We start from the raw sequence: 24307 nt of genomic DNA on the forward strand, positions 1-24307 counted from the left end.
TTCTGTTCCGAAATTCTGTAACGTGTTCTAGTGTTCAGGGTCACACCACGTTCAGAAGAGGAGGAGGTGAATCGTGAGCACGAGTGCTCCCCGATCTGCCGACAACTCCATTCATCAGTCCGAGGTCGCCCGACCCAGCAACTCGAAACGCGACCCCGAGATCCTGCGCGAACGGCTACAGCGGTGGTTGTCCGGCCAACTGCCCGCAGGCACCGTCCCCGACGTCACGCACGTCCATCTCCCCGACGCCAACGGAATGTCCAGCGAGACCATCCTGTTCGACGCCGTGTGGTCGGGTGAACAGCATCCGTTGGTCGCCCGAGTGGCCCCGGCCGACAGCACCATGCCCGTCTTCCCGCGCTACGACCTCGACAGCCAGTTCCAGGTAATGGCGCAGGTCCGCGAACACTCCTCGGTCCCGGTCCCGGTCGTCTACTGGTCCGAGACGAATCCCGAACCACTCGGTGCGCCGTTCTTCGTCATGGCCCGCGTCTCCGGTCAGGTCCCACCGGACGTGATGCCCTACAACTTCGGGTCGTGGGTGACCGAGGCGACCGACGCCCAGCGCACGCTGCTGCAGCACGCCTCGGTGGAGGTGCTCGCGAAACTGCACGACATCGACCGTCCGTGGGATCGGTTCGACTTCCTTCGACTGCCCGGGTCGGGTCCGACGGTCTCCGAGTCGCTCGCGGCGCACATACGTCAGCAGCGCGAGTATTACGAGTGGACCACCCAGTCGGGGCCGCGGTCCCCGTTGATCGAGCGCAGCTTCGCCTGGCTCGAGGAGAACCGCCCGGGCGATTCCTCCCCCGCGGTCTTCTGCTGGGGGGACGCCCGCATCGGCAACATCATGTACGAGGATTTTCGGCCGGTGGCCGTACTCGACTGGGAGATGGCCACACTCGGACCGCGTGAACTCGACCTGGGGTGGATGGCGTACCTGCACCGGTTCTTCGAAGACATCGCCGAAGTCGCGGGTCTGGAAGGCATGCCGGACTTCCTGCGCGTCGACGACATCGCCACTACCTACGAGAAACTGTCCGGCCAGGCTCCCCGCAACCTCGAGTTCTACACCGTGTACGCGGCCCTGCGGCAGGCCACCATCATGCTGCGAATCCAGACCCGCGCCATCCACTTCGGGCAAGCCGTCGCACCGGAAGACCCCGACGACCTGATCATGCACCGAGCCTCGCTCCAGGCGATGCTCGACGGCACCTACTGGGAGAAGTTGCAGTGAGCGCGGACTTCGCGGGCAATCCGCTCTCACCGATGGACGACTATCTCGTGCATCAGGTGGCCGAACCGATCCGCCGCGTAGCGACGTCCGACCGCAATTTCTACGACCGCTACTACTTCAACTGCTACCCGTCGGCCGAGACGGATCTCTTCCTCATCGTCGGCCTCGGCCAGTACCCCAACCTCGGTGTCACAGACGCCTTCGCGGTGCTACGCCGCGGCGACGACCACATCGTCGTGCGCAGTTCGAAAGCTCTCGGTACCGACCGTTCCGACACCACCGTCGGTCCGTTTCGCGTCGAGGTCCTCGAGGGCCTGCAACGACTGCGGATCGTGCTCGAACCCGGTGAGTACGACCTCTCGTTCGACCTCACCTTCGACGCCGTCATCCCCGCGACACTGGAGCCACGGCATTTCCGCCGCCAGCTCGAACGGGTCACCTTCGACACCAGCCGGTTCGTCCAGACCGGCACGTGGTCGGGCGAACTGACGATCGACGGCGCACCTCGAACCGTCACCCCGGACAGCTGGCGCGGCAACCGCGACCGGTCGTGGGGCGTACGTCCGGTCGGCGAATCCGAGCCGCCGGGCAGACGCGCCGTGGACGGAATCCAGAACTTCTTCTGGATCTACTCGGTGATGCAGTTCGACGACTACTCGATCTGCGTGGTGCTGCAGGAGGACGAACGCGGCATGCGCATCGTCGAAGAAGCGGTCCGCATCTGGCCCGAGGACGGACGTGAACCCGAATGGCTCGGAAGGCCCGAGCACGAGCTGAAGTTCGAGCCGGGCACCCGGGACGTGACCGCGGCATCACTCACCTTCCACCGGCCCGGTCGCGAGCTCGTCAGTGTCACCTGCGAGTTTCTGGTTTCCAACTACATCGGGATCGGCACCGGCTACGGACTCGAAGCCGACTGGCGGCACGGGATGTGGCAGGGCGAACTCGTGGTGCAGGGACTGCGCAAGCGGGCGTCCGAGATCGACCCGGGACTGCGCATGTTCTGTCCCGTCGACAATCTGACCCGCTTCCGTCTGGACGACGGCGGCGACACCGTGCTGGGTACGGGACTTTTCGAAGTTGCGGCGATCGGCCCACACGCACGTTACGGATTCGACAGTTTCACCGACACCGCCCGCTGACCGGGTGGGCAATCAAAGAGGGAATGGAAGAATGACCGACTACGACAAGCTCTACATCGGCGGCAAGTGGGTAACGCCGTCCACCGATCAGGTGCTCGAAGTGTTCTCTCCCGCAACCGAAGAACGTGTCGGCTCGGTTCCGGTTGCCGGGCCGCAGGACATCGACGCAGCCGTCGCCGCCGCCCGGCGCGCATTCGACGACGGCCCGTGGCCACGCCTGTCGCCCGCCGAGCGCGCGCAGGTGATCGCCAAGGCCGCGAAGCTTCTCGAGGAACGCGCGGAGGAAATTGCCGGCGTCCTCTCGTCCGAGATGGGTCAGCCCCCCGCTTCGGTGCAGATGATGCAGGTGACCCCGTCACTCGCCACGATCAACTACTTCGCCGGACTCGCCGATTCGTTCCCGTGGACGGAAGAACGTTCGGGTGCCTTCGGCCGCTCCCGCGTCACCCGGGAGCCGGTCGGTGTGGTGGCCGCGGTGATCGCCTGGAACGTCCCACTGTTCCTGGCGATCAACAAGCTGGGCCCCGCCCTGCTCGCCGGGTGCACGATGGTGCTCAAGCCCGCCCCGGAATCACCGCTGACCACCAACATCGTCGGGGAGATCTTCGCCGAGGCCGGTCTGCCCGAGGGTGTGCTGTCGCTCGTGCCCGGTGGCGCCGAGACGGGTGAATACTTGGTGTCGCACCCGGACATCGACAAGATCACCTTCACCGGCTCCACCGCCGTGGGCCGGAAGATCGGCGCCATTGCGGCGCAGAACCTCAAGCGCTGTTCCCTCGAACTGGGCGGCAAGTCCGCCGCGATCGTTCTCGAAGACGCCGACCTCGTCTCGACGATGCCGATGCTCGTGATGTCCGGGCTGATGAACACCGGGCAGGCCTGTGTCGGACAAACTCGCATCCTGGCACCGCGGTCCCGCTATGACGAAGTGGTCGAGGGCATGGTGGCCACCGCCGCCTTCTTCCCAGTCGGACTCCCGTCCGACCCGGCGGCGCAGCTCGGGCCCCTGATCTCCGAGAAGCAGCGCGAACGGGTCGAGGGTTACATCGCCAAGGGCAAGGAGGAAGGCGCACGTCTGGTGCTCGGCGGCGGACGTCCGGCCGGCCTCGAGACCGGGTACTTCGTCGAGCCGACGATCTTCGCGGACGTCGACAATTCGATGACCATCGCCAGGGAAGAGATCTTCGGACCCGTGCTGTGCGTGATCCCCTACGACTCCGTCGACGAGGCCATCAAGATCGCCAACGATTCCGACTACGGGCTCGCCGGGTCGGTCTACACCACCGATGTCGAGAAGGGTCTCGAAGTGGCCGCCCGGGTCCGCACCGGCACCTACGGAATCAACTGGTACGCCTTCGATCCGGGTTCCCCGTTCGGCGGCTACAAGAATTCGGGCATCGGACGTGAGGACGGACCCGAAGGCCTCGAGGCCTTCTGCGAGACCAAGTCCGTGCTCTACCCACCCGGCTACGCAGGCTAGACGGCTCCGCCGCTCGTGCGCCTTTCCAGTAGCTGCTGCCACCAGAAAGGCGCACGAGCGCGAAGCGCCGTCCGGGGTCTAGCTGCCGAACTGGATTCCATCCAGCGGGCCGCCGACGAAGACGATCTGCGGCAGCGTCGTCTGCGGGCTGGTGGCGGTACTAAGCGAGAGGCACTCGCCGATCACGGCGTAGGCGCCGTCCGCGAGTTCCGCGGTGGTGTAGGTCTTGACTGCGTCACCCGCGGCGTTCGCAACCACCCGATCGGTCAGCGGAGTCATCCAGGCCGCGAAGCCCGGCTCGAGAACGACTGCAGGGTTGGAGAGGACTTCCGGGAGCCTGGTGGCATCGAACGCCACGGCACCACAGGACTGCGGGTCGGTGAGCGCGAAGATATTCGGGTTGGTGACCGTGATGTCGAGGGTATTTCCGTCCACCTCGGTCACCACGGTCGGAGGGGCTACCTCCGTTGCTGCCGAAGCAGTCGCCGGCATGGCCATGGATACGGCGGCCGCAGCAGCCGCAGCAAATGCGGCACCTCCGGCGAGTCGCTTCATGCCCGTACTGGTTCCTGGCTGCATCGTCAATCCTTTCGTTGGTGAGCATCGAAATCATGACACTTACAGACCGAATGGTATGGGATTGTCGGTTGCCCTGCCGGGTTCCGCCCGAATCGGTCGGATTTGTTCAATGCAGGGTCCTGTCCGGGCGGCACACTGAAACCATGACCACAGACGAAGTGCGCCCCGTCCCCGAGGGATACACCACCATTACGCCGTATCTGGTGGTGGACGGCGGAGCCAAGGCCATCGACTACTACGCCGAGGTGTTCGGAGCGACGGTCGTTCAGCGCATGGACGGCAACGACGGCTCCGTCATGCACGCCGAACTCGACTTCGGCAACGGCCGAATCCAGCTCAGCGACCCGATGCCGACGATGGGCCTGCAGGCGCCCGACGGCACGAACACCGTCAACCATTCGTACGTGCTCTACTGCGAGGACGTCGATGCCACGTTCCGTCGTGCCGTCGAGCGCGGCGCGAACGTTTTCGAGGAGCCGTCCACGTTTGTCACCGGCGATCGCTTCGGCTCCCTCCTCGACCCGTTCGGGCACCGGTGGGCGATCATGACCCGCGTCGAAAACGTCTCCGACGAGGAAGCCCAGCGGCGGGTCGAGGAGTGGGCCGCCACGCAGGGCTGACCTCGATCTCCCTTTGAAACGCCGAATGTCACAGTGATTCAGTATCACTGAACCACTGTGACATTCGGTCACCTACGGGGAGACTAGCCCAGGCGCTGCTTCAGTGCCTCGAACTCGTCACGGATACCGGACGGCACCTTCTCACCGAGGAACTCGAACCATTCCTCGATCAGCGGCAACTCCTGCTTCCACTCGTCGACGTTCACCTTCAGCGCCTCGGCGACGTCGTCCGCGTTCACGTCGAGGCCGTCCAACTCGAGGTCGGCTGCGGTCGGGACGTAACCGATCGGGGTGGACTCCGCTTCGGCCTTGTGCTCGATGCGGTCGACGATCCATTTCAGGACGCGCGAGTTCTCGCCGAAACCTGGCCACAGGAAGCGGCCGTCGTCGCCGCGGCGGAACCAGTTGACGTAGAAGATCTTCGGCAACTTCTGAGCGTCCGCGTTCTTACCGACGTTGATCCAGTGGTTCAGGTAGTCACCGGCGTTGTAGCCGATGAACGGCAGCATCGCCATCGGGTCGCGGCGCACGGTGCCCACGGCACCTTCCGCGGCTGCGGTCTGCTCGGACGACAGGGTGGCACCGAGGAACGTGCCGTGCTGCCAATCGAACGACTCGCTGACCAGCGGGACGGTGGTCTTGCGACGTCCGCCGAACAGGATCGCCGAGATCGGCACACCCTGCGGGTCGTCCCACTCGGGAGCGAGGATGGGGCACTGCGACATGGGGGTGGTGTACCGCGAGTTCGGGTGGGCCGCCTTCTCACCGGACTCGGGCGTCCAGTCGTTGCCCTTCCAGTCCGTCAAGTGCTGCGGGTCACCTTCGAGGCCCTCCCACCACACATCGCCGTCGTCCGTGAGTGCGACGTTGGTGAAGAGCGTGTTGCCCGCCTCCATCGTCCTCATGGCGTTGGGGTTGGAACCGTGGTTCGTGCCGGGTGCGACACCGAAGAATCCGAACTCCGGGTTGACGGCGTACAGCCGGCCGTCCTGACCGAACCGCATCCACGCGATGTCGTCGCCGAGAGTCTCGGCGCGCCAGCCCGGAACGGTGGGCTGGATCATGGCGAGGTTGGTCTTGCCGCACGCGCTCGGGAAGGCAGCGGCGATGTAATAGGCCTTGTCCTCCGGCGAGATCAGCTTGAGGATCAGCATGTGCTCGGCCAGCCAGCCCTCGTCGTGGGCCATGGCCGAGGCGATGCGCAGCGAGTAGCACTTCTTGCCGAGCAGTGCGTTGCCGCCGTAGCCGGAACCGTAGCTCCAGATCTCCCGGGTCTCCGGGAAGTGGGTGATGTACTTGGTGTCGCTGCACGGCCACGGCACGTCGGCCTGACCCTCTTCGAGGGGCGCACCCACCGAGTGCAGGGCCTTGACGAACGGCTTGTCCTTACCCAGCTTCTCGAGGGCAGCGGTGCCCATGCGCGTCATGATGCGCATGGAGACGACCACGTATTCGGAGTCGGTGATCTCGACGCCCAGTTTAGGATCCTCGGCACCGAGGGGACCCATGCAGAACGGGACGACATACATGGTGCGACCCCGCATCGAACCGCGGTAGAGGTCGGTCATGAGGGCCTTCATCTCGGCCGGGTCCATCCAGTTGTTGGTGGGACCGGCGCCGATCTCCTCGTTGGTGCAGATGTAGGTCCGCGATTCGACACGTGCCACATCCGACGGGTCGGAGTTGCCGAGGAACGAGTTCGGCTTCTTCTCCTGGTTGAGGCGGGTGAACGTACCGGCGTCGACAAGCTGCGAGGTCAGTCGATCCCATTCGGCGTCCGAGCCGTCTGCGAAGACGACGCGGTCGGGCTGCGTGAGTTCGGCAACCTCTCGAACCCAGGCGAGCAGCTCACTGTGCTCCGTGGGGGGCGTGCCGTCAGTTCCGTTCAGACCGGGAATGGTCGCTGAGGTCATCAAACTCTCCTGGGGTGAGCCGGAACCGGACCATCTGCCGTCCGTTGCGAGAGAGCCCCTCGCAACGAGTGCCAGACGGTCCGATTTTCCCCTCTCGGCGGGGTCCAGCCAGGCCGTCCATGCCACATGGAAGACGCGGGCGCCGGGTGTCCTATCCCTAGAGGTTAACGCCGCGGGTCCCATCCAGGGGAACCGGGTGCGGTCGGAAAGGTCACAGAAACGATTCAGTAAGGCCGTCAGGCGCCTTTCCCGTGCCTGACGGGCATTTTGGGAGAGTATTCAGCCGTTACCGAGGGTCCCGTCATCAGTCTGTTCCCACCGCGCCACGCCGTCCGGGCCGCGATGAAATTCCCAGGCCGCGTACGCGCCGTCGTCGGAGATCGTCGTCAGATGGTCGGCGTCGCCGTCCCCATCCATGTCCGAGGCGACTACCAGGGCATTTCCGGATTCGAAAGTCTGCGTGTCGAGGAGACCGTCGCCGTCGATATCGTGCGTCGGATCGGTCAGGGCAACCGCTCCTGAGTCCTCGCCGAACGTGTCGAGTTCGAAGTGGGGCACATCGGGAACGAGAAAGCTCTCAGCAGTTGCCACGGCGATCTCCCTTCACGTCGATCAGTTTCACAGAGAGACGGACGCAATTCAACATGGTTCCACACAAATGTGGGCATGTTGCGCCGAAGACCTCTACGTACTCTGACGTTCGGGAAGGTGTTTCGGTTCCCGCCTCGCGTCAGAAATTTCCCGCAGTCCGCGATCGATCGCCGCCAGGTCCCGGTCACACGCAGCGAGCTGACCATTACGCCTCGCCGTGAGCCCTCGCAGCTCACCGTCGATCTGTGCCACCCGGGAGTCCACCTCCCCGGCGCGCGACCGGCTCTCCGCAAGAATCATTTCGCTGATCTGCGCCTCGGCGGACAACAACCGGCCGAGAACCAACTGCTCCCACTGCGCACGCACGGTCGTGAGTGACTCGGTGGCCCACTGCCTCATGTGGGAGCGCTCGGCGATGTGTCCGCGCGCCCGGGCAAGCCACCACGCGACCCCGCCGCCGAGCGTCAGAGTCAGCGGGATGGACGCGATGTCGAGGGCAGGCACCACCGACAGTGGCGTCACCACCAGGCGCCCCAGCCCGAGTCCCGCCGACGCCCCGATCAGGATCGTCATTCGGTCTTCGAGTCCGCGGTGGCGAGGCTCGGGGCGTCCCGGGACAGTGGAATCGGGCGGTGGGACGGTGCCGGGCGCATCGGACGCGGCGACACCGGCGCGCGCACGCAGGTGGTCGAGTCGCGTCGTCACCACGCCGTCGAGGTCAGCGCTCAGCTTCTTCACGACGTCGGCGAGTCGGTCAGGGTAATCCGCGAGTTCCGTACGTCCGGCCCGGTCGATGTCCGCACGCACCGCCGCACCCGCCGCCCGGATCCGTGAGGACACCTCGTGCATCAATTCGACTTTGCCGAGCTGCACCTGACTGCGGAGTCGAGCTACCCGCTCCGCACGCTGGCCGTCGCGGTGCGCGAGTAGGCGGGCCCGTTCGGCGCGGAGGTCGGCACCGGCTTCGGTTTCCCGAATGGAACGGCCGGTGGCCACGATCATCCGGCGGGTCTGCTCGAGAACTCTTTCCGTTCCCGACCGCGCCTCCCTCGTCTGGCCGTCCGCCGCGGACAGGAGTGCTGCGAGCAGCGCCTCGACCCCGGATTCGCGCGTCGGCGCACCCCGTAGTCCGGCCGCGACCGCATGAATTGTCACGTCGGCGAATCGCTCCGCATGCCCGGCCAGCAGGGCGCGGTCACGCTCGCGGACGGTGGCCCAATCTCGGTGGACGTCGATTTTCGTCAGCGCGAAGACCACCGGGCACGCGGGACGCGTGACCACGTCGAGAACAGACAGCTCCTCCCGCCCGAGTGGTGCGGCGGCATCGAGCACCATGAGCACCACACCGGCGTCCAGCGGGTCGTCGACGAAGTCGAACGCGGACGCGTCGAGCTCACGCAGTCCGTCGATGAGCCTGGACTTGCCCGCACGACGGGGCCCGGCGACGAACAACTCGTGTCTGAACTCCGGACCCGAGGCGAGCCGCGCGGCTGCCGTCGGATTCCACCGGGCAACGACGTCGACGGTCTCGGCGGGCAGGTCCGTCAGCGCTCGCGTCATCCCGGCTCGCGGGCGTCGACGAGCAGGCGGCCGTCCGGACGGCCACCCATCCGCAGCCAGGTGCGCAGGTAATGGCGCCGCACGTCCACGATGGCCCGACGTTGCCGGGCAGTGGGCCTTCCGACGAGTTGCGCCCTCCACCAGTGCGCGCACCGGACGGCGTCGTCGGCGGTGCAGGGCTCCGCCGGGGCCTCGGCATTCCAATCGGTCAGGTGGATTCGGGCAGCCGCGGCCGCGAGCGCGACCGCGGCGTCTCCCCCGAGGTACTCCTCGAGGACAACCCGGACCTCGGCTGTGCAGGCCGCCAGCGACCGGAGCGCGCGCAGCGCACTCTCGCATCGGCGTGCCCGGACGTACTCCACTCGCTCGGCGACAGCTCCCACCACCGCGTCCGCTCCGCTCGCCACGCGCAACATGGCGGTCAGTGCTACGGCGTCCAGTTGCGGATCCGCCGCGAGCGCGGCGCTCGCTGCGGCGACACCATGGGCATCCCACACGGAACCGAGATCGTGCGGGCGCTCACGCAGGACCGGCAGGTCCGCCTCGGATACCGCCCGGGCGGTCGCGAGGGACCCGATGAGCGGCAGAGCCGGCAGGCCACCGTCCGACGAGCACTCGGCCGCCCGCGTGAGCGCCGCATTCCACACGTCGGCCGGCTCCCGCGACTCCCCGAGGGCATCTGCCTTGTTGAGCACGAACAGCGCCCGCTCGAGCCCGGCGACTGCCGCACGCTCGGCGGCACGCACCGATTCGACGAGGACACACACAACCACGTCACCGTCCAGGACGGGGTCGGGCGCGTCGGGCACGTCGAGCGGACCCGGCTCTTCGATCACGGCGCCCGGAATTGCACCGTCTTTCAGAACGGTCGCGACAGTGGTTCTGCCCACACCCGCACGACCGGTTATCTGCACACGGATCGGCGCGCGGAGATCCGCTGCGATGTCCCGGACGCACTCCCCCGCCGCGCGGTCCGTTTCCGCAACTCTGTCTGCGAGTTCGCCCAGTTCCCCGCCCCCGGCGTCTACAAAGCCCATCACGTGCTGACCCCCCTTCCGTACCGGCAGGATTCTGTCAGACTTCCGCGAAACCGGCGTAGGCAACCGTGCAGGCTACGCCGCCGTTCGAGCAGAAAGTCTCAACGTGAACTTCAGACCCGTATGCCAGAAATCGTCCGCATGCGTGACAATGGTCCGGTGAACCACGCCGATCAGGAAGCACCCGCCGTCCCCGAGGAGGGACAGACTCCGCGCAAGACGGGGTCTCGACTCCACCCCAGGGTGACGAGTTTCCGCTCCCGCCGGGGCGCGCTGACCGCCGCCCAGCAGGAGTCGTGGGACCGGCAGTGGCCGAAGATCGGTGCCGAGGTCTCGGACACCCGCCTCGACGCAGCCGTCTGGTTCGGGCGCGACGCACCTGTGGTTCTCGAGATCGGCTCGGGCACCGGAACCGCGACGGCGGCGATGGCGAAAGCCGAACCGCACGTCAACCTGATGGCCGTCGAGGTATACCGCCCCGGTCTCGCACAGTTGCTGCAGCAGATCGAGCGTGACGACATCCCGAACATCCGTGTTCTGCGTGGTGACGCCATGGACGTTCTCGAGAACATGGTCGAACCCGAATCGCTGACCGGTGTCCGTGTCTTCTTCCCGGACCCGTGGCCGAAGGCCCGTCACCACAAACGGCGCCTGTTGCAGTCCCCCACGTTTGCGCTGATCGCCAGTCGCTTGAAGCCCGGCGGTGTGTTGCACGTCGCAACGGATCACGCCGAGTACGCCGAGGCCATCGCCGAGGCCGGAAACGCGGAACCGCTGTTGACCTCCCTCGACTGGGAGTCCCCGATGACGCACGAGCGTCCGGTCACGAAGTTCGAGGACAAGGCCCACCAGGTCGGCAGTGCGATCACCGAGTTGATTTGGGGGAAGATCAGGTCATGAGCGTCAGCGAGCAGTACATATCCGGCGGGCCGCCTGCGGGCGCCGCCGGCACCGCGGTGTCGTCAGGATCTCCCGTGGTGGGTGCACGTGACGGACGCCACCAGAAGCGAGTCCTTCTCGTCTGGGATGCACCGAACCTCGACATGGGGCTGGGCGCCATCCTCGGCGGCCGTCCGACAGCGGCCTACCGGCCACGATTCGACGCACTCGGCCGTTGGCTCCTCTCCCGAACCGCGGAACTGTCGGCGTCCGGCACCGACACGCTCGAACCCGAAGCGACCGTCTTCACCAATATCGCGGCTGGCAGCGCCGATGTTGTGAGACCGTGGGTCGAAGCGTTGCGTAATGTGGGCTTCGCGGTGTTCGCCAAGCCGAAGATCGATGAGGACAGTGACGTCGACTCCGACATGCTGGACCACATCGCGCTCCGGCACGGTGAGGGGCTGGCCGGTGTCATGGTCGCTTCTGCTGACGGTCAGGCATTTCGTGAACCGTTGGAGAACATCGCCGCGACCGGCATTCCGGTCCAGATACTCGGGTTCCGCGAGCACGCCAGCTGGGCGGTTGCGTCCGACCTTCTGGACTTCGTCGATCTCGAGGACATTCCCGGCGTCTTCCGCGAGCCACTTCCTCGGGTCAGCCTCGACACACTGCCCGACGAGGGTGCCTGGTTGCAGCCGTTCCGACCGCTTTCCGCCCTGCTCGTCGGGCGGAAGAGTGCTGCCGAGTAGGAGTTGATCAGTGTTCGCGAGCTGGGGAAGCGTCGTCTACCGGGCCCGATTCACCGTCATCGGCATCATGGTTGCCTTGTTGCTCGGTTCGGCCGCATACGGCCTGGGTCTCGAGAAGCATCTCAGCCAGTCCGGCTGGGACGATCCGGGCTCGGAATCGGTCGCCGCTGCCAAGCTCGCTGACAGCACCTTCGGCCGCGACACCAACAGCGATGTGGTAGCGCTCTATACGGCTCCCGAGGGCAAAACCATCGAGGACCCGGAATTTCAGGCGAAGATCGTCGCCAACCTCGAGTCGCTGGCCGCGGACCACCCAGATAAGATTCTCAAGATCAACGGCGGTTACTTCAAGGTCGGGTCGGCACCGACACTGAGCGCCGCTTCGAGCCCCGACAAGCAGCACGCGATCGAGAGCATCGCCATCGTCGGTGACAACGACACCGAGGTCACCGCCAACTTCCGCGATATCAAGGAAGAGTTCTACATCGACGGCGTCGACGTGCAGCTTGCAGGGTTGCAACCGGTATCTGGCGCGTTGAACGACACGATGGCCAAGGACATCAAACGGATGGAGATCCTCGCGATCCCTGCCGTCGGTGTCCTGCTCTTCTTCGTGTTCGGTGGTGTCGTGGCGGCGGCGTTGCCCCTGATCATCGGCGGCCTCACCGTCGTCGGCGCCAATGGCGTAGTCCGCCTCATCACCAATTTCACCGAAGTCAACTCATTCGTCGCGCCCGTGGTCTCTCTCGTGGGTCTCGGCCTGGCCATCGACTACGGCTTGTTCATCGTCAGCCGTTTCCGAGAAGAGCTGGCGGAGGGGTACGACACCCGCTCCGCCGTCCGGAGAACAGTGATGACCGCGGGACGCACCGTGGTGTTCTCGGCGACCATGATCGTCGCCAGCCTCGGTGGACTGCTGCTGTTCCCCCAGGGCTTCCTGAAGTCCGTCGCCTACGGCGCCATCGCGACGGTGGGGCTCGCGGCACTGACGTCTATCACGATCCTGCCCGCGATCCTGGGCATTCTCGGCAAGCGCATCGACGCCCTCAGCCTCGAGCGCTTCCGCCAGACCAAGAACACCGAGGAGATCGAGGCCAGCATCTGGGGCCGTCTCACCCGGTGGGTGATGCGCAACCCGCTGAAGGTGACCATCCCCATCGTGGTCGGCCTGCTCCTTCTGATCGTCCCTCTGACGGGCATCAAGTTCGGTGGCATCAACGAGACGTACCTACCCCCGGACAGCTCGACTCGTGCCGCGCAGGAACAGTTCGACGAGATCTTCCCGAGCATGCGTACCGAACCCGTCAAGCTGGTGGTGTCGGACGCCGACAACAAGGCGCTGGGCCAGATCATCAAGGAAGCCAGCGGAGCCCCGGGCCTGATCGAGAAGTTCTCCCCGGATGGCGCGGCCAAGGACGGCGTCGTCGTCCTCAAGGCGGGTCTGGTGGACCGCAACGAGTCGAAACCCACGATCGACTATCTGCGCGCCATGGACGCCCCGGACGGTGCGCAGGTGCTGGTAGGCGGAACGCCCGCTATCGAGCAGGACAGTATCGCCGCACTGCTCGAACACCTGCCCACGATGGTGATCTCTGTCCTGTTCCTGACGACGTTGCTGATGTTCCTGACGTTCGGCTCACTGGTGCTGCCGATCAAGGCCGCGCTGATGAGCGCCTTGGGGCTCGGTTCCACGCTCGGCATTTTGACGTGGATCTTCATCGACGGTCACGGGTCGGCCTGGTTGAACTTCACCCCGGGCCCGATCATGTCCCCGGTGCTGGTGCTCATCATCGCGATCGTCTACGGCCTGTCCACCGACTACGAGGTGTTCCTTCTCTCGCGCATGGTGGAGGCGCGTGCTCAGGGGGCGAGTACGACCGAGTCCATTCGTGTCGGCACCGCACACACCGGGCGCATCATCACCGCCGCCGCCCTCATCCTCATCGTCGTCACCGGTGCGTTCGGGTTCTCCGAACTCGTGATGATGAAGTACATCTCGTACGGAATGATCGCCGCGCTGATCATCGATGCCACGCTCATCCGTATGTTCCTCGTCCCTGCGACCATGAAGCTCCTCGGCGACGACTGCTGGTGGGCACCCGCGTGGATGAAGCGCATCCAGGAGAAGACGGGTCTCGGCGAGCCGATTCTCGACAGCGAACTGATGCCGACCGACGTCCCCGAACTGACCCCGGTGGGCCCGGCGCCACCGCGCCCTAAGCCCTCCGCACCGCCCGCTCCCCGCAAGCCCGAACCGCTCACCGAGCCGATCCCCCTCGTCACGGCTCAGGCGCTCGCCGCGAAAATGTCGGAGGACGAGGAGAAGGCGCGGCGCGTGCAGAACGAGGCCCGGCGGTCAGCCACGGGCAGGCCCGCCCAACCGCCGAAGCAGCTGGACGACGCACAGCCCGCCGAACCGCAGACCACCGTTCTGCCACAAGCAGCCGCTCCGCGTCCTGCCACAGGTCCGTCGCGCACCAATCGGCAGACCCGACCTGCGCAACCACCCCGTCCCGCCCAGCAACCGCCGCGGCAAGCCGCTCCGGCTCCGGGCCCTGCCACCGAGTCGCGACCGATCGAGAGTTGGCTCGCAGACCTACGCTCCACCTCTGCGGCCGGGCCACGTCCGATCTCGTCACCCGCCGAACCTCGGCCGAGCACGCCCACGCAACAGGCGCCGTCGCTTCCCACACGATCGCCGCGATCGGTCCCGGCGCCGTACGAGCAGGAAACCCCCCAGTCGTCTCCTGCCCGGCCGGTTCCCTCGGTGCCGTCGAGGAGGCGTCGTGCCCTGCCCGACGGCCCGGACGCGAGCAGCGGTAGGCGCGCGACCGGCACCAGCGACACGGGCCCCAACGGCTCGGGAACGAACGGCAATGCGGGGGCCGTCGGCGGCACAGCGACCAACGGTGGCACGGGAACCAACGGCACCCGCCGACGAAGTGTCGAACAACCACCGGCCAACCCGGAAGACACGTCGAGCGGCAGGCATCGTGCGGACGACGGCAACGCCGTCAGCGTCAGTGAACTCATCGCTCGGCAGAATCGGCGCTGACCGACTGGCCGGGCGCACCGCGCCCGGTGTCACGCTCCGCGAATTCCCTGGCGTAGCGCGTACCGGCGAGCAGTAGCAGCAGGCCGACCACCAGGAAGGCGAGTACGCGGAACAGACCGTCGAGCATGGCGAGGTCGAACACGAACAGTTTGACCAGTGCGGCTGCGGTCAAAGCCAGTCCGGCGCCCAGAGCGGTGTGGGCATACTCGCGATGAGCCAAACCGAATACCAGAGCAGCCGTCGCTGCCGCCATCCACACAATGGTGGCGACGCAGTGACCGGCGATGAAACCTACGGATGTACCCGTGATCGCCGTACCTACCGACACCGTCACCGTAGTGACGGCATAGAGGACGACGAGTCCGGCAAGAACCCAGAGGGTTTGGGCGGTAGCGTTTTTGACCAGCTGCAATGAATGCGCATACCAGACGAGCAGGACCACCGTGCCGACCAGCACCAGCCCGGACAGCACCGTCGTGATGCCCAGCAGGTCGACCGCGCTGTATTCGTCGACGAGGACGAACGGCGGGGCGCTGTCGAGGAAGGCCAGACCACCGATCATCGCGAAGGCTGCGCCGACCGCGTAGGCGAGGCGTGAGGACGCCTGGCCACCGACGGTGAGGAACAGCGTTGCCACCCCGAGTAGGACGAGCGGTGCGACCTCGTCACCGGCACCGACCAGACAGGCGAGCAGCAGAGCGAGGGTCCCCGTGCCTGCGAGCGCACTGCGCGCATGCAGCGGCAGCGGCCGCACGACCATCCAGGCCCCGAACATCGCGGCCGCGAGCGTGAGCGCGATCGACGTGGACGGAACACGGCTGAAGAGGTCGGACACCAGAAGCATCGGGACCGCAGTCGTCACGATCATCGCTGTCGCGGTGATGTCACGAGAGCTCCTGCGCAGCAGCATGATCGATGACACGAGACCGAACAACGCCACCAGCGCCGCACTGGCGAGCGCCCAGTTCCTCTCCTGCCCGTCGCCGACCCTGATGTCGGCGATCGCGATCAGCAGGGCGATCACCACGGGAATGGTGCGCGCAATCGCCAGGTACGGCCACGTGCGGCCGAGTTGGGCCGGGAAGCCGGCCACCTGGATGACGTAGAGGAATCCGATCAGTGTGAGTGTGATGCCGTCGGTCAGGACCGGGGCGAGCACCGCAGCTCCCGTCACGACCAGAAGGGCGAGTGGTTGCGACGCCCACCTGACGGCCAGAGCCACACCGACTCCGGCGACCCCGAGCGCCACGACCATGGCCAGGGCCGGAAGCAGCCAGTGATACACGACGGCGACGGCCACGACGTCGAGATACGCACCAGCGATACCCGTTGCTGTAAGGGCGATTCCGCCGACCCTGCCGCCCGGGCGGCCGAGCACGCGCGTACCGAGGACGACGAGCACCACCGACAGAATCGCGCCGGCCGCGACCCGCAGACCCGGACCGAAGAACCCGGCCTGGGCGGCCAGCACCAGCAGCATGACGACCCCGATCAGGGTCACACCCACACCAGCGACGGCGAGTATTCGGCTGATGACCCCGTCGCGTTGCCACCACGGTTCCCGGGCCACCCTCGGCGGCGGAATGGGAGCTGGCCGGAACTGCACCGGCGGCGGCGCCTGGGCTACGGGAGGCAGGGCCGCAGAAGGTTGGGGCGAAGGAGGTTGGGGCGCCGGTGGCCGGTACATCGGCTGTGGGGCCTGGGCCCATCCGGGCTGCGCGACAGGTCCGGGCGCAGGCGCCGGCGCGGGGGAAGGCTGCGGAACGGTCGACAGCTGTGCCTGCAGGATGGCGAGGTTTTCACCCACGTGCCGCATCTGCTGTCCGAGTGCGGAGAAATCGCCGGACAGCTGGGCGATCAGGCGCGGATCGACGGAGGGATTGCCTGGTGTGGACATGCATTCATCGTCCGACGACCACTCCGTCTACACATGAGTAGACCTACTCGAGCGGGATGAGGGTTTTGTGTGACGACGGACCGCTTACTGAAACATGTTGCGGAGCGAGGTGCCGAACGGGTGCCTGGCAGTGACGGTGCCGAACCGGACTTTGCCGCGCACCACCAGGTGCAGGGGCCCGATGGGCGGGCCGCTGCGCACCTTGTTGGTCGCGCTGCCGCCCACCGTCTCTATCCCGTTGAGGTCGACGGTTGCCTCGGCGGGGACGATCAGGGTGAGGGAGCTCGCGTAGTCGTCGATGTCGAGGTACACCACCTGTGTCGCCATGACGGCGCGGGTGAAGTCGAGATTCACGCTCGACACCCGGGTGTCCACTTTCAGGGAGGCCGGCACATTCCACGAACCGGTGCGGCTGACCGAGGACATCCGGCCGCGGATGACCTCACCGGGCGGCGGCACGGACACGTGGTGACCTACCGAATGCGCAGGTGCCGGTGTGGGTGGGACAGGCCGGGTGGCGTACGGGCGGTCGGGATAGGGGGGCGGCACGAACTCGGAGATCAGCTGGATCCCGGGCAGGTCGACGAGGACGGCATTGAGTTCGCCGCGCGTCTTCGCAGCCAGCGCCGTGTCCATTCGCTCCGTGAACTCCCCCAGCGACAGCATCCCCTGGCCCACCGCCCGTTGCAGCAGTTCACCGACGTGTTCGCGCTCCGCATCGGATACGCGTAGGTCCCGTGCCTCCATACCGACCAGGATACGCACGGCTCACTCGAGGCCCTGCTCGATGGCGTACCGGGTGAGTTCGACACGGTTGGCCAGTTGAAGCTTGCGCAAGGTGGCCTGCACGTGGTTCTCGACGGTGCGGTGACTGAGTGACAGCTTGGTGGCGATCTGCTTGGCGCTCAAACCTTTCGCGACGAAACGCAGGACCTCGGTCTCCCGCTCGGTGAGTTTCGGGACGGTGGGTCCCCGCTCATCGGCGGGCGCACTCGACATCCGGCGATACTCGCCCAGCACCAGTCCGGCGAGACCCGGTGTGAACACGGCCTGCCCGGCCGCGGTGGCCCGCACCGCCTCGCGCAGCTCCTCGACCGAAGCGCTCTTCACTAGGTACCCGGATGCACCCGCCTTCACGGCGTCGAGGACATCGTCGCGCTCCGACGACGCCGACAGGACGAGGACCCTGCTGTCGGGCGACACCTCGAGCACCGCGGCGGTGGCCGTCGCCCCGTTCCCATCCGGCAGCTGCATGTCCATGAGTACGACGTCCGGGCGCGCTGCGGCGGCCCGCCGGCCCGCGGTGGCTACGCCGTCCGCAGTCGCGACGACGGTGAATCCGGCACCCTCGAGGTCCCGCGCCACGGCGTCCCGCCACATCGGATGATCGTCGACCACCATCACGGTGATCTGATCGCCGGCCTGCTCGTCATCCATGCTGGTCTTCTCCCTTCGGCACGCGGATCTCCCATTCGGTGCCCTGCCCGGGTTCGGTGTCGAGCTCGGCGGTTCCATCGAGCACTCGGACGCGCCCCAGGATCGACTTCGATATTCCCATGCGCCCTTCGGCTTCCGCTTCGGCCAACCTGCCGGGGGCGATTCCCGCGCCGTCGTCGCGCACACTGACGATCACCTCGTCCCCCAGATCTTCGAGCAGGACGTAGGCTTTGGCGCCGGTCCCGGCATGCTGCGCCACATTGGCCAGCGCCGTGTCCACGATGGCGGCGAGTTCGGTGGCACGTTCCCGCTCGATCGTGACCGGGTCGGCCGGCGTCGACACCGAGACAGTGGTGCTCGCCCGTGTGCCCAGCAGCAGCCGCAGGTCGATCGCCGCGCCGCCCAGGTCAGCTGTCACCCCGACGCCCTGTTCGGAGATGAGCATGCGTAGGGCCACCTCCTGCTCCCCCGCCAGATCCGCAAGCTCCGCTGCCGGCCCGCCGATTTCGTTTCCGCGCCTGCGAACGAGGGCAAGCACCTGGAGTACACCGTCGTGGACCTCGCGGGCGAGCCGTTCGCGTTCCTCCGTTGCCGCAGCCAGCCGTACGGCCCGCTCCAGCTGCGCCTGCGCCCGTCGCGCCGTCGTGGTGGCCAGCCCGAGCGCGAGTCCGACCGACACCAGCACGGGCGCCGTGGCGTCCCGCCACAGATCGAGGTTGACCTGGTCGCGCACCACCGCGCTCACGGTGGCCATCAGGACGCCGGATGCCATCCCCAGCCACGGCCCACCGAAGACAGCCGCCGAAATCACTGCGTTGGTGACCCACAACGTCGTCGGAAGAGTCTGGTGGTGCTGATACCACTCGGGGCCGGCCACCAGTCTCGTCGATGCCATCAACGCAATGACGACGAGCTGGTCCGCGATCACGATTTGATAGCGCGGCATCTTCCCGTGTGAGAGCAGCACCGCCGAGACCCCCGACCACACGGCCATCAGCGCGACGAAGAACCAACTCAGCCTCTGATGGGAGTAGTACTGGACCGACACGAACTGGTAGCTGACCGCATACACGAGGGTGACCAGACGGAACGCCTGCGCGGCACGCCACAGCGGCGCATCCGGCTGGGTATCTTGCTCGGTGACGGCTCGCACGGTCGGCCGGTAGTGAAGCCGAGTGCGGCGCTCATGGTCGTCGGTCATGGGGTTCGTCCGGTTCGTCGGGCTCCGCCGGGTAGAGCGGGACAGCGGGATCGTCGACCTCGAGTGCGTCGTAGGTGGCGTCGGGGTCCCCGGACAGGAGTGAACGGACCGCCGTATTGAGCACCGCGACGATGGGAACGGCGAGCAGACCGCCGACGATCCCGGCGAGCACGATTCCCGTCGTGATCGCGAGAACCACCGCGAGGGGATGCAACCGGACGGCGCGGCCGAGCAACAGCGGTTGCAGCACGTGGGCCTCGAGCTGCATCACGCCGATAATGATGCCCAGCACGATCAGCGAGGTGAGAAAGCCTTTGGTGACCAGTGCGACGAGGACCGCGAGGAACCCGGTGAGGAACGCACCGACGATGGGGATGAACGCACCGATGAAGACCAGCGACGCCAAGGGCAGGGCGAGGGGTACGCCCAAGATGGCGAGTCCCGCCCCGATGCCGACGGCGTCGGCGGCTGCGACCGCAACGGTGGCGCGGACGTACCCGATGAGCGAGCCGAATCCCTGGCTTCCGGCCAGCCGAACGCGGCGGCGCGAAGCAGCAGGGACGAGTCGGGTGACGAACTCCCAGATCTGGCTTCCGCCGTAGAGGAAGAAGATGAGAGTGAACAGGGTCAGCAGCGCACCGGTGAAGATCTCCCCGATGACGGTGGCCGTGGTCAGCGCACCACTGGTGAGCTGTTCGCGGTTGTCCTGGATGGACTTGACCACAGAGTCGCCGGCCTGGTGGATCTGATCCTCGCTGAAGTGGAACGGCCCACTGGTGAACCAGTTCTGGATCTGGTCGACACTGGCTTCGAACTGGTCGGTCAGGCCGGGAAGACCGGCGACGAACTGCTCGACCACGAACGTCATGATCCCGGCCACGACGCCGATCGACGCCACCAGGACCACCACCACCGACGCAGATCGGGGCACACCCTTGTCCTGCAGCCAGTCCACGAGTGGCACGAGCAGTGCCGAGGCAAGCAGCGCGAGCCCCACAGGAATGAGGACGGTGTCGAGTCTGGTGACGATGTAACCGAGGGTCAGCAGCCCCGCGAAGATGACGAGCAGGCGCCACGTCCACTCCGCCGTCACCCGCACCACAGGATGCACGGACGCCGAGGCGGGTTGCCCACGTTCCGTTGCCATGGCTGACGTCGAGCCCTCGTTCGAGTTCACCTGCGGAGCGTATCGAGCTTCACCAGGTTGGCGGGTAGTTCGCACCTGAAACACGCGCGCCTGGAACCGTTAAGGGACGTGTCCTGCGCTACCGGACATGCCCACCGCTAAATTGAACGGCGTGCGGAAATCCTATAGAGCGATCGCGGCGACCGTCCGCAGCAGGTGGCCGCTCTATATGGTCTCGATGCTCCTCGCCAATTTCATCGGCGCTATCCTCGTTTTCGCGTTCGTGCGTTACGGCGTGCCGATCCCCGAATCGCAGGCCATCATCGCCGACCGGGTCCGCAACGTCGCGATCTTCGGCGGTTACCTGGTCTTCGCCGCGGTGGTGAGTCTGACCGCGGCCGCGATGATGCTGCGATCCGTCATTCGATGGCAATTGCGCGGCGGCCCGCCCACCCGCAGCGAACAGATGTCGGCGCTGCACGCACCGCTGCGGCAGGCGATCGTGCATCTGGTCCTCTGGATACTCGGCGGCATCATCTTCGTGCTGCTCACCATCACCGAGATGCCGGAACTCGCAGTCGCGGTGATCGTCACCGTCTGCATGGCCGCGACCACCACGTTCGGCTTCACCTACATGCTCGGGGAACGCATCCTGCGCCCGGTGGCTGCGCGCGCCCTCAGCGAGGGTGAATTCGACAGGACCATGGCCCCCGGGGTCGGCACCCGCCTGGCCATGACCTGGGGCCTCGGCACACTGATGCCCGTCATCGGCATCATCCTGCTGTGCGTCACGCAGTTGACAACTGACCTGGTGTTCTCCCCCAACGCACTCGCGTGGGCGATCATGCTGCTCTCGATCATCGCGATCGCGCAGGCCTTCGCACTCTCGATGCTGACCGCCAGCCAGATCTCCGATCCCATCAAGCAGTTGCGGCGGGCCATCGAACGGGTCCAGCGCGGCGCCACCGATGTCCGGGTGGAAGTGTTCGACGGGAGCGAGATCGGACGGTTGCAGGTCGGGTTCAACCGGATGATGCGCGAATCCGACGAGCGCCGACTCCTGCGTGAGTTGTTCGGCCAGCACGTCGGTGAGGACGTGGCGCGGCGAGCCCTCCAGTTCGGCACCGAACTCGGCGGTGAGACGAGGTTCGTGGCCGTTCTGTTCGTCGACATGGTCGGCTCCACCGGTGCGGCAGCCGAACGTCCGCCCGGCGAGGTGGTGAACCTGCTCAACGAGTTCTTCCGCGTCGTCGTCGACGTCATCGACCGCCACCACGGATTCGTCAACAAGTTCATGGGTGACGCAGCTCTCGCGATCTTCGGCGCCCCGCTCGACCGCCCCGACGCGCCGACCGCCGCACTGGCCGCCGCCCGGGAGCTGAGATTCGCTCTCAACGAGATCACCGGTCTCGACATCGGCATCGGCGTGTCCGCCGGCCTTGCGGTCGCCGGAAACATCGGTGCCGCAGAGCGGTTCGAATACACCGTGATCGGTGACCCCGTCAACGAGGCTTCGCGCCTCACCGAGCTGGCCAAGCTTCATCCCAGCCGCGTCCTGGCGTCCACCAGCGCCCTGTACTTCGCCGACGACGAGGAGCAGGCGCACTGGGAACTGGGCGAACAGGTGCAGCTGCGTGGGCGGCGCCGCAACACCCACCTGGCTTGGCCGGAGGACTATCCGGAGTAATCCGCTATCGGTTGGTTACGCTTGGGATGTGGCCCTGCCTCGTTCCGACCCGCCCACTGCCGAGCCACCTCGGCAGCGAAGTCGATTCTGGTGGATCAAATGGCTGCTCGGTGCCGGGCTCCTCGCGCTCCTGATCGTCGAGGGGATTTACCTGTGGCCGACGCTCAGTGATTCATGGAAAGCACTCACCGAGATTCACTGGGGGTGGGTCGCTGCGTGCATCGCGGCGCAAGCGGTGTCGCTGAGCGGCTACGGCGCCGTCCAGCGACGCCTCCTGCAAGCAGGAGGCGTCGCCGTCTCCCAGATGAAGTCCGTGTCCGTCATCTACGCGAGCACTGCGATGGCCGTCAGCCTGCCGGCCGGCCAGGTCTTCTCCACCGCGTTCACCTACAAGCAGACCCGGAAATGGGGCGCCACGCCCGTCGTGGCATCGTGGCAGCTCGCGATCTCCGGAGTGATCGCCGCAGGCAGCCTCGCATTCCTCGGCGCGGCCGGCGCGTTCGCAGTCGGAACCAAGGTCAGCCCCATCACCCTGGTGCTGTCGCTGGTGGCCGCATTCGCCCTGTTCTACGGCTTGCGGTACATCTCCCGTCATCCCGACTGCATTGAGTCGACTGGTCGTCGGGTCCTCACTCGGTACAACAAGTTCCGCAAGAACCCCCCCGAAACCGGCATCGCGCGGTGGAAGGAAATCCTGGGCCAGCTCGATTCGGTCGAACTGGGCCGGCGCGATTCACTCGCCGCCTTCGGGTGGTCGGCCGTCCACCGCCTCGCCGACGTTGCTTGCCTGGGGTTCGCCTGCTGGGCGGTCGGCGCCGAACCGTCGTTCGCCGGTCTGCTGATCGCATTCGCTGCCGCCAAGGCGGTAGCCAGTATTCCGCTGGCGCCGGGCGGACTGGGGTTCGTCGACGGCACCTTGATCGCCACGCTGACGGCGGCAGGAACGACGGCGTCGCAGGCGCTGGCTGCCGTTTTCGTCTACCGCATGGTGAGTTACATTCTCGTGGCCCTGATCGGGTGGATCGTCTTCCTCATCCTCTTCCGCCACAACCAGCATGAGGACCTCGAAATGGATCTCGAGTTCGAGCGCCGGGACAAACCTGGGGCGGAACCCACCCGGCACACCACCGGCGAGACCGACCCTGCTTAGCGGGCCGGGTTTGCGCGCCGAGCCTCGGCGAGTTGGTCTTCGAGCGAAATAATGCGGCAGGCCGCTTCGACTGCCGTGCCGGCGTCGACGAGTTCCCGGACGCGGGCGGCAAGCCGGAGCTGACGGCGCGAATAGCGACGATGCCCACCCTCCGAGCGGTACGCCACCAGCAACCCCATGTCGTCGAGACTCCGAAGAAATGCTGCAGTGACGCCGAGAAGATCGGCGGCGCGCCCCATGGTGTATGCCGGGTAGTCGTCGTTGTCTAGTTCGTTGGTGGTGCCGATGGGGTTGTCCACGGTTCCTTCGTCGGGTCCCTCGTTGGGTCGTAAGGGACCCCGGCGCGAACTCGCGCCGGGGTCCGAAGGGGTTATAGCTGTGCCGGTCGCGGCCGGCACAAGGACAAGACATTCATTGCATACGGATCCTGATGATGGATACGCAACACCCGCCTCTCACCTCGACTTCTTGCGACAGCGTGAGTAGCTGACCTTCTCCTTCTCACGCCGGGTGTTCCGGGGGCGAAACCACCTTGTAGAACTTTCGACTCCGCCCCGTGCCTTCGTCTTTCCTCGGTAGCTCGTCGGCTACCTCGCCGATACTTCCCTCTGTTGACGTTCAATACTTTAGAACCGTCGCTACCAAAAGTCTACAGTCACGACTGAAGTTTTTTCGGAAGATTATTCGGTCCCTGGAGGCTGCCGGAGCGGCAGTTCGCGTATCGCGCGCTCCGCCTTCAGATCGTGACCGACGTCACACAGTGGTTGCGGAAGAAATCTTCCCGGCCCATAGTTGAAGCAACAAGCGATTGAACATTCAACCACTTGCACGACTCGAGGAGTTCGCCATGACCACCGCCATCACCACGCTGCCCGGTCTCACCGCAGGAACCTGGGCCATCGACCCCGTCCACTCCACCGTCGGCTTCTCCGTCCGCCACCTGATGGTCAGCAAGGTCCGCGGC

21 protein-coding genes are annotated in these 24307 nt (G+C 66.2%); 10 read left to right on the forward strand and 11 right to left on the reverse strand.

What is annotated here, in order from left to right; all coding sequences use genetic code 11:
* Nucleotides 1–73: 73 nt before the first annotated feature.
* From NOF53_RS18400 to NOF53_RS18410, 3 genes are read left to right on the forward strand one after another with little or no spacing between them, the layout of a single operon-like run.
* Nucleotides 74–1237 (forward strand): phosphotransferase family protein, encoded by a 1164-nt coding sequence (locus tag NOF53_RS18400; protein ID WP_255971310.1) that lies wholly within the window; start codon nucleotides 74–76, stop codon nucleotides 1235–1237.
* Nucleotides 1234–2379, forward strand: coding sequence for an Rv3169 family protein (locus tag NOF53_RS18405; protein ID WP_255971312.1), 1146 nt, complete (start codon nucleotides 1234–1236; stop codon nucleotides 2377–2379). Before NOF53_RS18400 ends, NOF53_RS18405 begins: the two co-directional genes overlap by 4 nt.
* Nucleotides 2380–2410: 31 nt before the next feature.
* Nucleotides 2411–3859 (forward strand): aldehyde dehydrogenase, encoded by a 1449-nt coding sequence (locus tag NOF53_RS18410; protein WP_255971314.1) that lies wholly within the window; start codon nucleotides 2411–2413, stop codon nucleotides 3857–3859.
* Nucleotides 3860–3937: 78 nt separating this feature from the next.
* On the opposite strand, the gene NOF53_RS18415 is transcribed toward NOF53_RS18410, so the two are convergent.
* Nucleotides 3938–4438: a hypothetical protein gene (locus tag NOF53_RS18415; protein ID WP_255971316.1), complete on the reverse strand. Its 501-nt coding sequence runs from the start codon at nucleotides 4436–4438 to the stop codon at nucleotides 3938–3940.
* A 143-nt stretch (nucleotides 4439–4581) separates the two neighbouring features.
* Here NOF53_RS18415 and NOF53_RS18420 point away from each other — a divergent pair, with 143 nt between their 5' ends.
* A complete protein-coding gene (locus NOF53_RS18420) occupies nucleotides 4582–5058 on the forward strand; it encodes a VOC family protein (RefSeq protein WP_255971318.1) in 477 nt (158 codons plus the stop codon).
* An 83-nt stretch (nucleotides 5059–5141) separates the two neighbouring features.
* Here NOF53_RS18420 and NOF53_RS18425 read toward each other — a convergent pair whose 3' ends face one another.
* The 4 genes from NOF53_RS18425 to NOF53_RS18440 all read right to left on the reverse strand — a co-directional run bounded on the left by NOF53_RS18425 (nucleotide 5142) and on the right by NOF53_RS18440 (nucleotide 10159).
* Nucleotides 5142–6971 (reverse strand): phosphoenolpyruvate carboxykinase (GTP), encoded by a 1830-nt coding sequence (locus NOF53_RS18425; RefSeq protein WP_255971320.1) that lies wholly within the window; start codon nucleotides 6969–6971, stop codon nucleotides 5142–5144.
* A gap of 279 nt (nucleotides 6972–7250) precedes the next feature.
* The gene (locus NOF53_RS18430) at nucleotides 7251–7562 is read right to left on the reverse strand and encodes a DUF6802 family protein (RefSeq protein WP_255971322.1); all 312 of its coding nucleotides are present in this window, start codon (nucleotides 7560–7562) and stop codon (nucleotides 7251–7253) included.
* A gap of 93 nt (nucleotides 7563–7655) precedes the next feature.
* The gene (locus NOF53_RS18435) at nucleotides 7656–9122 is read right to left on the reverse strand and encodes a GTPase Era family protein (protein ID WP_255971324.1); all 1467 of its coding nucleotides are present in this window, start codon (nucleotides 9120–9122) and stop codon (nucleotides 7656–7658) included.
* A complete protein-coding gene (locus NOF53_RS18440; protein WP_255971354.1) occupies nucleotides 9119–10159 on the reverse strand; it encodes a hypothetical protein in 1041 nt (346 codons plus the stop codon). Before NOF53_RS18440 ends, NOF53_RS18435 begins: the two co-directional genes overlap by 4 nt.
* 123 nt (nucleotides 10160–10282) lie before the next feature.
* On the opposite strand from NOF53_RS18440, the gene trmB reads away from it, so the two are divergent.
* The 3 genes from trmB to NOF53_RS18455 are packed head-to-tail and all read left to right on the forward strand — an operon-like array spanning nucleotide 10283 to nucleotide 14845.
* Nucleotides 10283–11059 carry a tRNA (guanosine(46)-N7)-methyltransferase TrmB gene (gene trmB, locus NOF53_RS18445; RefSeq protein ID WP_255971326.1) on the forward strand — a complete coding sequence of 259 codons (777 nt, stop codon included), beginning with the start codon at nucleotides 10283–10285 and terminating at the stop codon, nucleotides 11057–11059.
* Nucleotides 11056–11790 (forward strand): NYN domain-containing protein, encoded by a 735-nt coding sequence (locus NOF53_RS18450; RefSeq protein ID WP_255971328.1) that lies wholly within the window; start codon nucleotides 11056–11058, stop codon nucleotides 11788–11790. The genes trmB and NOF53_RS18450 overlap by 4 nt, the downstream gene beginning before the upstream one ends.
* 10 nt (nucleotides 11791–11800) lie before the next feature.
* The gene (locus NOF53_RS18455) at nucleotides 11801–14845 is read left to right on the forward strand and encodes an MMPL family transporter (protein ID WP_255971330.1); all 3045 of its coding nucleotides are present in this window, start codon (nucleotides 11801–11803) and stop codon (nucleotides 14843–14845) included.
* Here NOF53_RS18455 and NOF53_RS18460 read toward each other — a convergent pair.
* The 5 genes from NOF53_RS18460 to NOF53_RS18480 all read right to left on the reverse strand — a co-directional run bounded on the left by NOF53_RS18460 (nucleotide 14820) and on the right by NOF53_RS18480 (nucleotide 20527).
* Nucleotides 14820–16742: a DUF2339 domain-containing protein gene (locus tag NOF53_RS18460; protein WP_255971332.1), complete on the reverse strand. Its 1923-nt coding sequence runs from the start codon at nucleotides 16740–16742 to the stop codon at nucleotides 14820–14822. The two genes, NOF53_RS18455 and NOF53_RS18460, sit on opposite strands and share 26 nt — an antisense overlap.
* An 84-nt stretch (nucleotides 16743–16826) precedes the next feature.
* Nucleotides 16827–17489 carry a DUF1707 SHOCT-like domain-containing protein gene (locus NOF53_RS18465; protein WP_255971334.1) on the reverse strand — a complete coding sequence of 221 codons (663 nt, stop codon included), beginning with the start codon at nucleotides 17487–17489 and terminating at the stop codon, nucleotides 16827–16829.
* 21 nt (nucleotides 17490–17510) lie between these two features.
* Complete coding sequence (locus tag NOF53_RS18470; protein ID WP_255971336.1) at nucleotides 17511–18179, reverse strand: response regulator; 669 nt, start codon at nucleotides 18177–18179, stop codon at nucleotides 17511–17513.
* Nucleotides 18172–19380, reverse strand: a complete 1209-nt coding sequence (macS, locus tag NOF53_RS18475) for a MacS family sensor histidine kinase (protein ID WP_255971338.1) — start codon at nucleotides 19378–19380, stop codon at nucleotides 18172–18174. The genes NOF53_RS18470 and macS overlap by 8 nt, the downstream gene beginning before the upstream one ends.
* Nucleotides 19364–20527 (reverse strand): AI-2E family transporter, encoded by a 1164-nt coding sequence (locus NOF53_RS18480; RefSeq protein ID WP_255971356.1) that lies wholly within the window; start codon nucleotides 20525–20527, stop codon nucleotides 19364–19366. The genes macS and NOF53_RS18480 overlap by 17 nt, the downstream gene beginning before the upstream one ends.
* Before the next feature lie 208 nt (nucleotides 20528–20735).
* On the opposite strand from NOF53_RS18480, the gene NOF53_RS18485 reads away from it, so the two are divergent.
* Complete coding sequence (locus NOF53_RS18485; protein ID WP_255971358.1) at nucleotides 20736–22193, forward strand: adenylate/guanylate cyclase domain-containing protein; 1458 nt, start codon at nucleotides 20736–20738, stop codon at nucleotides 22191–22193.
* Between the two features lie 28 nt (nucleotides 22194–22221).
* Entirely contained in the window at nucleotides 22222–23343 is a 1122-nt protein-coding gene (locus NOF53_RS18490; protein WP_255971340.1) for a lysylphosphatidylglycerol synthase transmembrane domain-containing protein, read from the forward strand.
* Here the strand turns inward: NOF53_RS18490 and NOF53_RS18495 are convergent.
* Nucleotides 23340–23582 (reverse strand): helix-turn-helix domain-containing protein, encoded by a 243-nt coding sequence (locus tag NOF53_RS18495; RefSeq protein WP_255971360.1) that lies wholly within the window; start codon nucleotides 23580–23582, stop codon nucleotides 23340–23342. The genes NOF53_RS18490 and NOF53_RS18495 overlap by 4 nt on opposite strands.
* Before the next feature lie 608 nt (nucleotides 23583–24190).
* Here NOF53_RS18495 and NOF53_RS27965 point away from each other — a divergent pair.
* Nucleotides 24191–24307, forward strand: a 117-nt coding sequence (locus NOF53_RS27965; RefSeq protein WP_374212635.1) for a YceI family protein, incomplete at its 3' end; no start/stop codon positions are given.

Source organism: Rhodococcus tibetensis, from assembly GCF_024438035.1.
GTDB classification, from domain to species: domain Bacteria; phylum Actinomycetota; class Actinomycetes; order Mycobacteriales; family Mycobacteriaceae; genus Rhodococcus_F; species Rhodococcus_F tibetensis.